The organism is Dyadobacter linearis, assembly GCF_907165045.1.
Taxonomy (GTDB): Bacteria; Bacteroidota; Bacteroidia; order Cytophagales; family Spirosomataceae; genus Dyadobacter; species Dyadobacter linearis.
The window spans coordinates 169,408-183,032 of the sequence record NZ_CAJRAU010000009.1; the positions used below are offsets into that span (position 1 = coordinate 169,408).

Below are 13,625 nucleotides of genomic sequence, written 5' to 3' on the forward strand. Positions count from 1 at the left end.
ACCTCAGTCTTGACGGGTTAAGTGACTTATTTGCTGTCCGGGTTTTTAATTCTTCCCATGAACAGAATGGTATTGGATGTATTTTCACTGATAATCAATCCAAAAGGCCGGTCGCAGATGAATGTCGGCTCCTGCGGAACTGTGGATGTCGGTACCATTCCGATGGACGTGACGGCGGCGGCTTCCGTACCTTTTTCATCAATAGCCAGGTAAGCATCCTGTTTCACAAAGTCGACTTTCATAGGGGTAGATCTCGATATTTTACCAAACTGGGCCCCATTTGAAAATGCCTTTATAATACCCATTTGGTACAAAGTTTCATTCAATTTTTTTGAGTAATCGAGCGTAAATCTGGGCAAGCCTACCTTTACATTATTTTCGGCATTACCGCTGATAATCGTTTTCCATTTTTCAGCATCGAGTTCAGATAACACGGCGTCGATCGTATTGCCTGCGGTCGGAAGCAGGAGTGTCATTGTGAACTGCCCGTTTCCGTAAGGAAGTCTCACTGCGCCGAAAGTTGTGCCGCCTGCTACTTTGAATGCAGATTTAATGCGCATCATTTTCACCGTTTTGCTGGATCCGTTTTCCAGCTTGAATGGCATATCAATGGTTTCTTTTGGGTCAAAACGCGCTTTCCAGTCTGCCTTGAAGTAAAGTGCATTCAGCAGGAACATCAGGTGATCGCGCTCTATGGTCTGGATCACAGTCTTGATCTTCCCGTTCGTTTTGTCGCTGGCCCACTTGTTAATCCTCTCCTTGGAAGAATCATCAAATGGTAATCCTGTGATCTCAGCCTGGAAAGATTCTTTCAGCACATTCTGGAAACTGGTCTCGACATTCAGCCCGTTTTTGTACCAGATAGAATTGGCAAGTCCGAGCGAAACTCTTGAATCAGCCACCGGCAAATCCTTGATCAGCGTGTTGTAAGCTTTGTTCAGATCTTCAAGCGAAACGCCCTGCATTTCCAAAACTTTGTGAATCTCGGCAGCCGATTCATTTTCAGCGCCATTGAGGAGCATTCCCAGCGCCATGTGCAGGCTGAGTGGTGATACAAAGAAGTTGTCTTCGGCCGGCTGGTTTTTTTGCAGGTTGTGTAAAAAATTGAAAGCAAACCTGCTGGATCCGTCGGCAATAGCTGCCGGGATCTCTACCGGATTGACCTCGTTGGAAGGGGGTAAGTTTTCGTCGTTTGTGCAGCCCAGCGTGAACAAAGCAGTTACAAGCGGAGCGAGAAGCACCTGTTTAAAAATTTTCATGGCTAATAAATGTTAAGGTAGTTGCAGAATACTGGTAGTAATTTCAGTGTCCTTTCAATGCTTCAACACTTTTTAGATTCAAAAATCCTTTCGAAGGTTGGAACGGTTACAAACTATTTTAGAAGGAATATCTTACTCCCCACGCCACTCCGTACAGATACGGGTGCGCATCCAGCGTTTGGTTTGATCTGAATCCGGAAGAAATTGCTTTCTGGTACGAACCTGTCAGATTTGCCTTCCATCTGCTTGATAATCTGTAATTAAACCGCAAGCCGGTAGTTGCCGCCCAGTTCATGCTGCGGTAAATTTCATCGCTTGCTCTGGTTGTGATAATATCTCCCGAAGCGGCTTCAATTTGGTTACTGAGGAAGAAATTGGCCATCATTCCACCCAGCAAAGAATAGCTCAATTTTTTGTCAGGATTCAATGTAAAGCCCGCCTGAACCGGCATTTGCAGGTATTGATAGTTGTTGGCCACTTTATTGGTAATGTCTACATACAGCGCACCGTTGTTGAACTTATCGGTGCCACCAGAATAAGACGATCCCTTCGAAGCATCTGCTAAGGCATTTTCAAGTACATTGGTGGATTGGCTTTTCGAATTAATAAGGTATCCACCGCCTTCATAGGATGAATTTCCCTGTAAATAGCTCAACCCCAGTTCCACTGACCAATGTTTAGAAATCCGCACTCCGCCGTGGGTCTGCAAAGCGTAAGAAATACCCGCTTCACTGGAAGCCGTAACTGCCTTAGTGCGGGAAAGAGCCTGGTATGAAAAATCCTGAGGTGCGTTTTTGAGTTGAACGTCGGGGTTGAATGAAGCCGGCATCAACCCGATTCCCGCCCAGTATTCTGTATGTTTTTTAGGCTTAATATCCTCTTTTGCAATTGCATCCGGCTTGAAGAAAACGTACCGCTTTTGCACGTGAATATCCAGTTCATTGTAAGCTGGGGTAGCCAGCATATCCACGGCAATCGCCTTTTCTGAACTTTCAGTTTTTGCGAGAATATCGTTTTGTATTTCGTTTGAAGAAATGCTTGTACTGGCTAGATTATTACTTTGCGCAAAATCCTGATTTCGCTCCAATACACTATTTTCAACAGACGCAATATCAGACTTTCCCGCAGCTCCTATTGAGTTCTGGCTATTAACGCGACTCGCGGACGATCTTCCGGAGCTATTTTCAACATTCCTCCGGGGAGTAGTTGCAGAGGCCAGAGTCTGATTATTTTCTTTAACAGACTTACTATCAGTTGATTCGATGTTATCAGGCGCATTTGATGCAACTGCTTCTGTATTTTCCTGAGCAGCTGCATGACCAGCTTCGGGCATGTTAGTTTTTTCAGTCGCGGGCGACTGAGCGGCTTTACCAGCTACTTCGATGCGGTTCTGACCATTTTTGGAAGAGTCAGAAAACCAGAATCCAGCGCCTACGACCAACAATGCCGCAACAGAAGCTGCTGCAAGCCAAAGTTTTTTAGACTGCCACCAAAGTGGAAGAACTGCTCCTTTCTCACTGTTCTCATCAAGACGTGCTTCGATATTCTCCCAAATAGACTTCGGGGGAGTTTCGGAAGCTTCGCTCAATGCCTTTCGCCACTGTTCTTCAAAGTTGTTTATTCCGGACGGATCCATCGTCAAATCTTGTTTCCTTGTTCAATTTTAGTTGAAGGAGTGCTCTTGCCCTCGCATATTGCGATTTGGAAGTTCCTTCTGAAATGCCCAGTTTTTGAGCGATTTCGTTGTGTTGATAACCCTCAATAGCGTACAGATTAAAGATGGTCTGACAGCCCTGAGGTAATTCTCTTACCAGTTCCAGCAGTTGCTGCAACTGGAAATTCGCCAGCGTAAACTCCCTGTCTGCGATACCATTCAGGTGGTAATCAATATCATCCAGCTCTTTCACGTATTTCTGCTGCCGCAAATGATTGAGCGCTGTATTTACTACCACAGAACGCAACCAGTACTCCAAAGGACTATCGCCTCTGTAAGAATCTATATTCTCGTATATTTTAATAAAAGCATCCTGCAAAACATCTTCTGCATCAGCACGGTTTTTGGTGTACCGGAGACAAATAGCGAACAGCTTCCCCCCAAAAACATCATATAGCTGTTTTTGGGCGATCCGGTTGCGCTGCTTGCAGCCTTTCACCAATTCCTGTTCGTTAAAGGTCATCCGAAGTTTAGGGGTGCTTCGTTCGGTTTATATAATAAAATCAGCACGCCTACCCAAAGATAGTTGAATACTGTTTTGCTTTGGTCGCGTTTGAAATACTGAAAACCGCAATCCGTGAATTCTACGACACTGGGAAGTATGAGATGGTTGGAAAAGTTCTGGAAGCTTTTTGTGAATATTTGAAGCTCACTTTCAGGAACTAATAAAGGGATCAGATCATTTTATTAGCAGGTCACACACAAAACGGGTGCATTTCTGTAAACCTAACTGCTATCGACTATGAGCCAATATATGGTTGAAATACAACTTCCGGCGGTGATGTCGGAAGATTTTACTGCTAAAATCCCAGCTCAGAAGAAAAAGATCAATGAACTGATGGAGCAGGGGAGAATGATGTCGTATGCATTGTCGGACGATTATTCCAGACTTTGGTGCGTCGTAAGGGGAGAGAGTGAATTTGAAGTAATGTCGCTCGTCTCAGAGTTCCCGTTGATCGATTATATGGATCCAAAGATTACAAAGCTGATGTTCAATAATGTTGTCGCCTTGCGGCTTCCGATGTTTTCTTTGAATTAAGAAGTTATAATGCAAAAAAGGCTCCGTAGTTTATCTGCGGAGCCTTTTTTGCATTTATGGTATTATAGTTTTCTTTCCAAAAGTTTCAAAATAGCACCCAAGCCTGCTGCGTCGGCTTCTGAAAAATCGTCCAGCTTGTCACTGTCCACATCCAGTATCATTGCCACTGTTCCATTTCGATGAAAAACAGGCAGCACGATTTCAGATTTTGAATCGGAGCTGCATGCAATGTGGCCGGGAAATTGCTCCACGTCAGGCACTATGATTGTCTCTTTCCGTGAATAACTCGCGCCGCAAACTCCTTTGTGAAATGGAATGCGCGTGCAGGCAATAGGTCCCTGGAATGGGCCGAGTACAAGCTGCCCTTCTTTAACAATATAAAATCCAACCCAAAAAAATCCGAAAGCCTGCTTTAATGCAGCTGCAATGTTGGAAAGGTTGGCAGTAAGGTCACTTTCGTGTTCAATTAATGCGTGGATTTGTGGTGTGAGTACCTTATATACGTTCGCTCGGTCGGTGTCGGCAGGGATAATTAGTTCTTCGGCCATTGAATAACAGATTAGGGAGATTAGCTAACAGAAATTTTCTGATATTGGTTACCGGAAAAAATTAGTAAAACAGCTAAATGATTCAAAAACACATTCTTTTAATGGACGGCCCCGATCATAAAGGGTTGATCTATCAGGTTACCCGCATTCTTTTTGAACATAATCAAAATATCATTCGAAACGATGAATATGTAAGTCCGTCCAAATATTTCTTCATGCGGACCGAATTTGAAGGCGAAACAGAGGCAAATGAATTGCTGGAAGTTTTGCAGAAAGAGTTACCCTCCGGGCTCAATCTGCGCATTAACCCCAAAAAGAAAAAGGATATTGTACTATTTGTGACCAAAGAACATCACTGCCTCGGAGAGCTGCTGATCCGGTATGCATTTGACGAGCTCGACGCGAATATCCTTGCGGTTATCAGCAATTACAATAAGTTACAGCCGCTGGTAGGAAAGTTTGGGATACCCTTTCATTTTATTTCCCACGAAGGAAAATCACGCGAGGAACATGAAGATGCTATTCTGAGAACACTGGGCGTTTACCAGCCTGAATATCTCGTTCTGGCCAAATATATGCGGATTATCACACCTTCATTCGTTAATCATTTTCCGGACAAGATCATTAATATTCACCATTCTTTCCTACCTGCATTTATCGGGGCAAATCCTTACAAGCAGGCTTACGACAGGGGGGTAAAGATCATCGGCGCGACGGCGCATTTTGTAAATAATGATCTGGATGAAGGGCCGATCATTGCGCAGGATGTGAAGTCAGTGGATCACCGGCAAACGGCTTCGGATATGGCAACTCTGGGTCGGGATACTGAAAAAGCGGTACTTTCGAAGGCACTCAAACTAGTTTTCAATGACAGAGTATTTATTCACAACAACCGGACGATTATTCTTTAGGCAAAGAAAAAAGCCCTTAGTCAAAATCACCGAGGGCTTTTTGCAATCTGATGGATGTTATTGAATATGTAATGGTACAAATAAATCTTTAAAACATCAAATTCAGATTCAAGGAGTTAACCATTTCTAAGCATATTCTAATTAAACCGGAATAGCCGTTTTTGCAAGATCTACCAGGTCTGCGTCGTTCACTTCTTTCTTCAAATCTGCCACTTCCAGGAATCTGGTATACAATTCGTCCAGGGCAGATTTGTCGAAGCTGAATCCAAGTAGTTCGAACCGATGCTTCAATGCGTGACGCCCGCTTCTGGCTGTCAAAACAATATCTGACTTGTCAACACCCACATCCTGCGGGCTCATGATTTCGTAGGTAAGGTTGTTTTTCAAAAATCCGTCCTGGTGAATTCCGGAAGAATGCGCGAATGCATTACGACCCACAATCGCCTTGTTAGCCTGCACCGGCATACGCATCATTTTGGAAACCAGCTGACTTGTCGGATAAATAAATTCCGTGTTAATACCGGTCTCCAATCCCAATTCTTCCTGATGAACTTTCATCGCCATCACCACTTCTTCCAGCGAAGTATTACCAGCGCGCTCACCAATTCCATTGATCGTAACTTCAACCTGGCGGGCACCTTGTGAAATGCCGGCCAATGAATTCGCAGTCGCTAATCCAAGGTCGTTGTGGCAGTGAATTGAAATGGTCGCTTTATGGATATTGGAAACGTGTTCGAATATGTATTTAATTCTGTTACCATATTGTTCAGGCAAACAGTAACCGGTAGTGTCAGGGATATTAACTACCGTCGCGCCTGCTGCTATCACAGCTTCCACCAGTTGAGACAAGAATGCAAGATCGGCCCGGCCGGCATCTTCACAATAGAATTCTACGTCTTCGATTTTCGATTTGGCATATTTCGTTGCCGAAACTGCTCTTTCCAGAATCTTCTCGCGGGTCGTGTTGAATTTATGCTGGATATGAATATCAGAAGATCCGATTCCAGTGTGGATCCGGCCGCGTTTCGCAAATTCTAATGCGTTGGCTGCCGCGTCGATATCGCCTTGAACTGCTCTTGATAATGCACAAATAATAGGCTCACGCACTACTTTCGAGATTTCAACCACAGACCTGAAATCACCAGGGCTAGAAACTGGAAACCCCGCCTCAATAATATCTACCCCAAGCTTCTCGAGTTGACTCGCTACAACAATCTTTTCTTCAGTGGTCAATTGGCTGCCAGGTACCTGCTCGCCGTCTCTCAAAGTTGTGTCAAAGATCTGAACTCGATTACTCATTGGTGGGTATTAGAAATTAAATGGATACGAATTTAATAATTTTTAAATAATATAAAACCCCTTCCTGTGGGGGAAAGGGTTCGAAATGCAATCAAAACATCACCTTTTCCAGTATCACTAGATAATAAGAATGAGGAGGCAGAGATTTATATTAAGTGCGTTCATCGATATAGAGCGAAAATTCGCTGACAACTGGTTTATACTGCAAAGAAAGCAGAAGTTTTGATTGCAACAAATATTATTTGGCAAAACTTAGATTCAATTATAATCTTCTCAAAAGTTCAACGCCGGCTGCCTGCGTATTTAAGATCTTGTCTGCTGGCGTGGTGCTGTCAGCAATATCTTTTGTTCTGAAACCATCTTTAAGTAGCTGATCCACAGCTGCAATGATAGAATCTGATTCTTCTTTCAAGCCAAACGAAATATCCAGCAGCAACGCAGCGGAAAGCACGGAAGCCAAAGGATTGGCAATTCCTTTGCCTGTAATATCGTGCGCAGATCCGTGAATTGGCTCGTAAACTCCGGTACTATCTCCGACAGACGCGGAAGCAAGCATTCCCATCGAACCGGCGATCTGGCTCGCCTCGTCAGTAAGAATATCGCCGAATAAGTTTGCAGTTACTACTACGTCAAAACGGCGCGGGTCTTTAATCAGCATCATCGCGGCAGAGTCAACAAACTGGTGCTCAACCTCGATATCCGGATATTCCGGCGCAAGTGCCTGTACTACTTCTCTCCACAAACGGCTGGTTTCCAACACATTCGCTTTGTCTACTGAGCAAAGTTTGCCTCTTCTGGTGCGCGCTGCTTCAAATGCTTTTCTCGCAATTCTCTCGACTTCATAGCGGCTATATTCGGCGATATCGTAAGCAGTATTATTGTCGTTTTTGCGACCTTTTTCACCGAAATATATATCACCGGTGAGTTCGCGGAAGAACAGAATATCAGAACCTTTCAAAATTTCGGGTTTAATGGAAGAAGCGCCTAAAAGCTCGTCAAACAGCTTAATAGGTCTCAAATTCGCATATAATCCCAGTTCTTTACGCATTTTCAGCAAACCTTGCTCCGGGCGAACTTTGGCTGTCGGATCATTATCATATTTAGGGTGACCCACTGCGCCGAACAAAATCGCGTCGGAAGCCCGCATTTTTGCAAGCGTTTCGTCAGGAAGCGGGTTGCCTGTTGCCTCAATAGCAGCGTGGCCCATCAATGCATCATCGTAAATGAATTCATGCCCGAATTTTTCGGCAATTTTCACCAGAACACTTTTTCCAACTTCAGTAACTTCCTGCCCGATTCCATCACCGGGAACAATAAGGATATTTTTTTTCATTAAGGTATTTAATTGATAATCACTAGTATAATTGATTTAACTTATGTAGGAGTGGGGGGAGATCTTCAATGACCGTTGCGAAAATAGTTGCTGGTGATATCCCGAAGTATTCATGTATCAATTTGTTTCGCATTGATTTCATTAATCTCCACTCGACCTCAGAATGCAATTCTTTAAATTCTTCAGAGATCTTTGTTACTGCTTCTCCTATTATTTCAAACCGCCTGTATACCGCATCCTGTAACAGTAAGCTTGCTTCAAAATCCTGTTCAGTCTTTCATTCCAGATACTGCTGAATTATTTGAATGGATTCGATAATGTCCTCGATATATACGTTGTCGTCGCGTATCATATCAATTGAATTACATTTTTAAAAACATGATGCTGAATCGAATGCTTTACCGCTTTGTATTCTACGAGGTCTATTTTTCTATTATACATCGATTCTAACTCATCTTCAATCCGCAGTATATCAAACATTGTCAGATTATTTCCCTCGATCAACAAGTCAATGTCGCTTTCGTCATTTTCTTCGTTTCGTGCAAAAGATCCAAAAACAGCAGCCCTGGTAATCTTTTTTTGTAAAAGATAATGTTTCAGGTCTTGATATAATTCCGGTTTGTTCATGGCTTTTAATTAAGTGCATCTTTGGCTACCGGGGAAACTAACGGAACATCAGCCGGTATCCCAATCAAGTTCAACATTTTCTGCGTCGCCATAATTGCGGAGAATGTTTGATCGGAGTCCAAACCTCTGGTTTTTACTTCTTTACCATTGATTTCCCAGGTAATGATCGTTTCGCAAAGTGCGTCGGTTTTTCCGCCCGGCGGGATGCGAACCGCGTAGTCCGTCAGCATTGGCAGACTGATCCCTTTCTGGAAATAGATCTTTTTCAATGCATTCATAAACGCATCATATTGACCGTCGCCCTGCGCGTTTTCTTCAAAAACTTCTTCCCCGAACTTAATCTGTAAAGTCGCGGAAGGTTTCAGGTTTTTCGAATGCGTCAAAACATAATTCACGATCACTACCTTCTCCTCAATCGCATTGCTATCAAGGATATCGGAAATAATGTAGGGCAAATCTTCGGGGGTTACAGCCTCTTTCCTGTCTCCTAGTTCGATGATCCGCTGCGTCACTTTTTTAAGATCAGCGTCGGCAAGCGTGATTCCCAGATCACGCAAATTGTTCTCGATATTCGCTTTCCCGGATGTTTTTCCCAAAGCATAAAGCCGCTGGCGGCCAAATCTTTCGGGCATCAACTTGCTGAAATACAGGTTATTCTTCTTGTCTCCGTCGGCGTGGATTCCCGCAGTTTGCGTAAAAACGCTTTCGCCGACAATAGGCTTATTGGAAGGAATACGAATACCCGAGAAAGTCTCAACGATTTTGCTGATCGTGTACAACGAGCGTTCATTTACCGAAGTTTTGTATTCCGGCATCATATCGTTCAAAACAGCAATTGTGCTGGCCAGCGGCGCGTTTCCGGTACGTTCACCCATTCCATTGACCGTCAAATGTAACCCTCGCGCACCGGCACGCAGCGCCTCCATTACATTGGCAATGCTGAGATCGTAGTCGTTGTGAGCGTGAAATTCGAAATGCTGATCAGGATATTTGTCAACGATCTGTTTTACAAAAGAATAGGATTCAGTCGGGGTCAGGATTCCGAGCGTATCGGGCAGCAGAATTCTTTTTACAGGCTGTGAGGTCAGGAAATCGAGCGCCTGAAATACATATTCAGGTGAACTGCGCATTCCATTGCTCCAATCTTCCAGGTAAACATTGCAGTCAATGCCTTTGGAATCAGCCAGTTCCAGCACCGCTCTGATGTCTTCGAAATGCGCGGCAGGTGATTTTTTAAGCTGGTGCGTCAGGTGGTTCAGCGAACCTTTGGTCAGCAGATTCATAACCCTTGCGCCTGCGTCAAGTATCCAGTTAATGGAAGCATCGCCATCGACGAAAGTCAGCACTTCTATTTTGTCAAGAAAACCATTCGATCTTGCCCAGTCGGTAATCTGCCTGACTGCCTGAAATTCACCTTCCGACACCCGTGCCGATGCGATTTCAATACGGTCGACCTTTACTTCCTGCAAAAGCACCTGCGCGATGGTGAGTTTCTCCGACGCAGAAAACGACACGCCGCTGGTTTGTTCACCATCGCGAAGTGTCGTGTCCATTATTTCTATATAGCGGCTGTTCATAGTTGGCTATCAGCTATCAGCTGTTAGCCGTTAGCAATTAGCGTTTCTATGAAAGCTAATTGCTAATAGCCAACAGTTAATAGCTATTAATATATTCTCTGTTTTTCGAACCCTCTTATTTCCTCCTTCATCGCCTGCAAATAGTCGATATCGTCGAAACCATTGGTCATATTGTGTTTTTTATAACCGTTGATGTCAAAAGATTCGTTTTCGCCGGTTGCGATTATCGTAATGGTCTGTTCCGGAAGATTTACTTCAAGCTCAGCATTCGGATCTGCTTCGATTGCGAGGAATATTTTGTTCAGAAACTCGGCGCTAACCTGCACCGGCAAAATGCCGATATTCAGCGAGTTACCTTTAAAAATGTCTGCAAAAAAGCTGGAAACCACGCAGCGAAATCCGTAATCATAAATCGCCCAGGCGGCATGCTCGCGGCTCGATCCGCTACCAAAGTTGCGGCCGCCAACCAGAATTTTTCCGGAGTAAATCGGATTATTTAACACGAAATCCTCTTTCGGGGTCTCGTCACCATTGTACCGCCAGTCGCGGAACAGGTTGTCTCCAAATCCTTCCCGCTTGGTAGCTTTCAGGAAGCGAGCAGGTATAATCTGGTCAGTATCAACGTTTTCGATCGGTAAGGGAACTGCGGTACTTCTAAGAATTGTAAATCTATCGTAGGCCATGGTAGTAGGCTGTTGGCTTTCGGCTTTCAGCGTTTTAATATTGAATAACTATCTAAGTTCTTGTTACACAGAGATTAAGGAGAAAATGGAGAGCCGCGGAGAATCATTTTATGAATCTTTTGATGCCGTTTTTTAAGATCAGGACGTTGAAATTGATTAGTAATCCTACCTTTTTCTCTGCGAATTTCATATAGGTTAGAATCTGAGCTTCATGAACTGGATTTAATGCTTCAACGCTTTTCAATTCTACGACGACAGCATTTTCAACGACAAAATCCATTCGGTAACCATATTCCAATCTAACTTCCTTATAATTGACTGGTACCGGTCTTTGCCTTTCGAAAAACAAGCCAGACCTTTTTAATTCATAAGCCAGGCATTCTTCGTAGGCAGATTCTAATAGTCCCGGGCCTAATTCCCGATGAATTTCGATGCAACATCCAATAATCTTCCCAGTCACATCGAACTCCATCTCCGTGGTTCTCCTTTAAAACTTAGTGTGTCTCTGTGTAACCTATAAGCACTCCCTCAAACTCAAAGCAACTCTCTCGGGTCAGTTACAACCCCCGTCACTGCCGCTGCTGCTGCCACTAATGGGCTGGCAAGAAGCGTACGTGCGCCCGGCCCCTGACGTCCTTCGAAATTGCGGTTGGAAGTACTTACTGCGTATTTCCCAGCCGGAATCTTATCGTCGTTCATAGCCAGACAAGCCGAGCAGCCAGGTTGACGAAGCTCGAAACCAGCTTCTGTCAAAATATCAAGAATACCCTCTTCTTTAATTTGCGCCTCAACAATATGCGAACCCGGGACAACCCAAGCGGTCACGTTATCAGCTTTTTTACGGCCCTTTACAATAGATGCAAATGCACGGAAGTCTTCGATCCGGCCGTTTGTGCAGCTGCCGATGAAAACGTAATCTATTTTCTTACCAAGCATCGACTCATTTTCATGGAAACCCATGTAGTTCAATGACTTGTCAAAAGTCGACTTGCCGCCTTCCACCTGATCAGCAGTAGGGATCGCTTTGGAAATTCCCTGTCCCATTCCTGGGTTGGTTCCGTAAGTAATCATCGGCTCAATTTCCGACGCGCTGAAAGTATATTCTTTGTCAAAAACTGCGTCAGAATCCGTTTTAAGCGTTTTCCAGTAAGCCAGGGCAGTGTCCCATTTCTCACCTTTCGGAGCCTGGTCGCGGCCTTCGATATAGTTGAAAGTAGTCTGGTCAGGAGCGATCATACCACCTCTGGCACCCATTTCAATACTCATATTGCAAACGGTCATACGACCTTCCATGCTCATATTTTCAAAAACGTCGCCCGCATATTCAACAAAATAGCCTGTTGCGCCAGCAGTTGTCAGTTTTGAGATAATAAAAAGGGTCACATCTTTCGGCGTAACTGCCTTACCGAGAACTCCGTTTACATTTACCCGCATTTTCTTCGGTTTCGGCTGCATAATGCATTGCGAAGAAAGTACCATTTCCACTTCCGAAGTACCGATCCCGAATGCAATTGCACCAAATGCGCCGTGCGTAGAAGTATGCGAATCGCCACAAACGATCGTCATTCCAGGAAGCGTAATGCCATTTTCAGGCCCTACTACGTGAACAATACCGTTTCTTGCATTGCCCAATCCCCAGTGAGAAATGCCGTATTTCGCCGAGTTAGTCTCCAATGCTTGGAGCTGCTTAGCCGAAAGCGGATCCTGAACAGGCAGGTGTTGATTGATTGTTGGAGTATTGTGGTCGGCAGTCGCGAAAGTGCGCTCAGGATACATTACGCCAATATTTCTGGTTTCAAGTCCGAGGAATGCAACTGGGCTGGTTACTTCGTGGATAAAGTGACGATCGATGAAAAATACATCCGGACCATCTTCAATTTTACGTACAACGTGTGCGTCCCACACCTTGTCGAAAAGGGTACTTGCTTGATTACTCATTTTGTTTGATTAAAATTTCGCCATTTCAAACCGGCTTTAAAGAACTAAGCAAATGACTATTACTTCTTTAAAGGAGAATTGAGGATACAAAGTAGCAAATATTCAGGCGAATACCGATAACGGGAAAGGGTCAAAAAATAGTGATTTTAGTTTTGAAAGGCAATTTGAGCGGAAATCTTTATTTGGCGAAATGGATCTCACTGACTTTTGACGATTTCAAGAAGTGCTTCTCTAAGAGGTTGTAAATGAATTTCAATAATTCTCCATACAATTTCAAAGTCGATTCCAGCGTAATCGTGCACCAGGATATGTCGTGCACCGTTTCGACGGAATCCAGCATATCAGAAAATAGAATGGAAGGAATTCTTTCAGACATAAATTAGGGTTTTCTCGATTGGCGGGAGTAGTGGAGCTTTTAATCCTTTTTTGCTGACCAGATCTACTTTTTGTTGCAAAACGGTCTCCAATTCGATTGCTAGATCGATAAATTCGAAACCTACCGGAGCAGAAAATTCTACCAGTATATCAATATCGCTTTTATCGTTCGCATCATTTCGTGCATATGAACCGAACAATGCCATCGATTTCAAGGGATATTTATTGAAAAAATATCCTTTTGACTGATGAAGCTTTTGAAGAATTGCATTTGTATTCATATTCATTCAATGTTGAAATGAATCTATACGTTTTTGAGCTC

The 13,625-nt window shown here is 43.9% G+C and carries 15 protein-coding genes and 1 pseudogene; 2 read left to right on the forward strand and 14 right to left on the reverse strand.

Annotated features, from left to right (window positions below):
- Positions 1-26: 26 nt before the first annotated feature.
- From KOD92_RS24180 to KOD92_RS24190, 3 genes are all read right to left on the reverse strand, one after another.
- Positions 27-1,259: a serpin family protein gene (locus KOD92_RS24180; RefSeq protein ID WP_215236193.1), complete on the reverse strand. Its 1,233-nt coding sequence runs from the start codon at positions 1,257-1,259 to the stop codon at positions 27-29.
- 118 nt (positions 1,260-1,377) lie between these two features.
- Complete coding sequence (locus KOD92_RS24185; RefSeq protein ID WP_215236194.1) at positions 1,378-2,895, reverse strand: outer membrane beta-barrel protein; 1,518 nt, start codon at positions 2,893-2,895, stop codon at positions 1,378-1,380.
- Entirely contained in the window at positions 2,867-3,436 is a 570-nt protein-coding gene (locus KOD92_RS24190; protein WP_215236195.1) for an RNA polymerase sigma factor, read from the reverse strand. The genes KOD92_RS24185 and KOD92_RS24190 overlap by 29 nt, the downstream gene beginning before the upstream one ends.
- Positions 3,437-3,715: 279 nt before the next feature.
- Between KOD92_RS24190 and KOD92_RS24195 the strand changes: the two genes are divergently transcribed.
- Positions 3,716-4,012: a muconolactone Delta-isomerase family protein gene (locus KOD92_RS24195; protein WP_215236196.1), complete on the forward strand. Its 297-nt coding sequence runs from the start codon at positions 3,716-3,718 to the stop codon at positions 4,010-4,012.
- 62 nt (positions 4,013-4,074) lie between these two features.
- On the opposite strand, the gene KOD92_RS24200 is transcribed toward KOD92_RS24195, so the two are convergent.
- The gene (locus KOD92_RS24200; protein WP_215236197.1) at positions 4,075-4,560 is read right to left on the reverse strand and encodes a GAF domain-containing protein; all 486 of its coding nucleotides are present in this window, start codon (positions 4,558-4,560) and stop codon (positions 4,075-4,077) included.
- Between the two features lie 77 nt (positions 4,561-4,637).
- Here KOD92_RS24200 and purU point away from each other — a divergent pair, with 77 nt between their 5' ends.
- Entirely contained in the window at positions 4,638-5,471 is an 834-nt protein-coding gene (purU, locus tag KOD92_RS24205; protein ID WP_215236198.1) for a formyltetrahydrofolate deformylase, read from the forward strand.
- Between the two features lie 141 nt (positions 5,472-5,612).
- Here the strand turns inward: purU and KOD92_RS24210 are convergent, their stop codons facing one another.
- The 10 genes and pseudogenes from KOD92_RS24210 to KOD92_RS24255 form a co-directional block, all read right to left on the reverse strand.
- Positions 5,613-6,770: a 2-isopropylmalate synthase gene (locus KOD92_RS24210; RefSeq protein ID WP_215236199.1), complete on the reverse strand. Its 1,158-nt coding sequence runs from the start codon at positions 6,768-6,770 to the stop codon at positions 5,613-5,615.
- Between the two features lie 262 nt (positions 6,771-7,032).
- The gene (gene leuB, locus KOD92_RS24215) at positions 7,033-8,103 is read right to left on the reverse strand and encodes a 3-isopropylmalate dehydrogenase (protein WP_215236200.1); all 1,071 of its coding nucleotides are present in this window, start codon (positions 8,101-8,103) and stop codon (positions 7,033-7,035) included.
- 22 nt (positions 8,104-8,125) lie between these two features.
- Positions 8,126-8,365, reverse strand: a pseudogene (locus KOD92_RS27765) (HepT-like ribonuclease domain-containing protein); the annotation flags it as partial.
- A gap of 86 nt (positions 8,366-8,451) precedes the next feature.
- Positions 8,452-8,730 (reverse strand): nucleotidyltransferase family protein, encoded by a 279-nt coding sequence (locus KOD92_RS24225; protein ID WP_215236201.1) that lies wholly within the window; start codon positions 8,728-8,730, stop codon positions 8,452-8,454.
- Positions 8,731-8,735: 5 nt separating this feature from the next.
- On the reverse strand, positions 8,736-10,307 hold the full coding sequence (locus tag KOD92_RS24230; RefSeq protein WP_215236202.1) for an alpha-isopropylmalate synthase regulatory domain-containing protein: 1,572 nt from the start codon (positions 10,305-10,307) through the stop codon (positions 8,736-8,738).
- 86 nt (positions 10,308-10,393) lie between these two features.
- Positions 10,394-10,990 (reverse strand): 3-isopropylmalate dehydratase small subunit, encoded by a 597-nt coding sequence (leuD, locus tag KOD92_RS24235; protein ID WP_215236203.1) that lies wholly within the window; start codon positions 10,988-10,990, stop codon positions 10,394-10,396.
- A gap of 103 nt (positions 10,991-11,093) precedes the next feature.
- Positions 11,094-11,462, reverse strand: a complete 369-nt coding sequence (locus KOD92_RS24240) for a GxxExxY protein (RefSeq protein WP_215236204.1) — start codon at positions 11,460-11,462, stop codon at positions 11,094-11,096.
- A 62-nt stretch (positions 11,463-11,524) separates the two neighbouring features.
- Positions 11,525-12,928 (reverse strand): 3-isopropylmalate dehydratase large subunit, encoded by a 1,404-nt coding sequence (gene leuC, locus KOD92_RS24245; RefSeq protein WP_215236205.1) that lies wholly within the window; start codon positions 12,926-12,928, stop codon positions 11,525-11,527.
- A gap of 178 nt (positions 12,929-13,106) precedes the next feature.
- A complete protein-coding gene (locus tag KOD92_RS27830) occupies positions 13,107-13,304 on the reverse strand; it encodes a hypothetical protein (RefSeq protein WP_229254819.1) in 198 nt (65 codons plus the stop codon).
- Positions 13,297-13,584 (reverse strand): nucleotidyltransferase family protein, encoded by a 288-nt coding sequence (locus KOD92_RS24255; RefSeq protein WP_215236207.1) that lies wholly within the window; start codon positions 13,582-13,584, stop codon positions 13,297-13,299. The genes KOD92_RS27830 and KOD92_RS24255 overlap by 8 nt, the downstream gene beginning before the upstream one ends.
- Between the last annotated feature and the right edge of the window lie 41 nt (positions 13,585-13,625).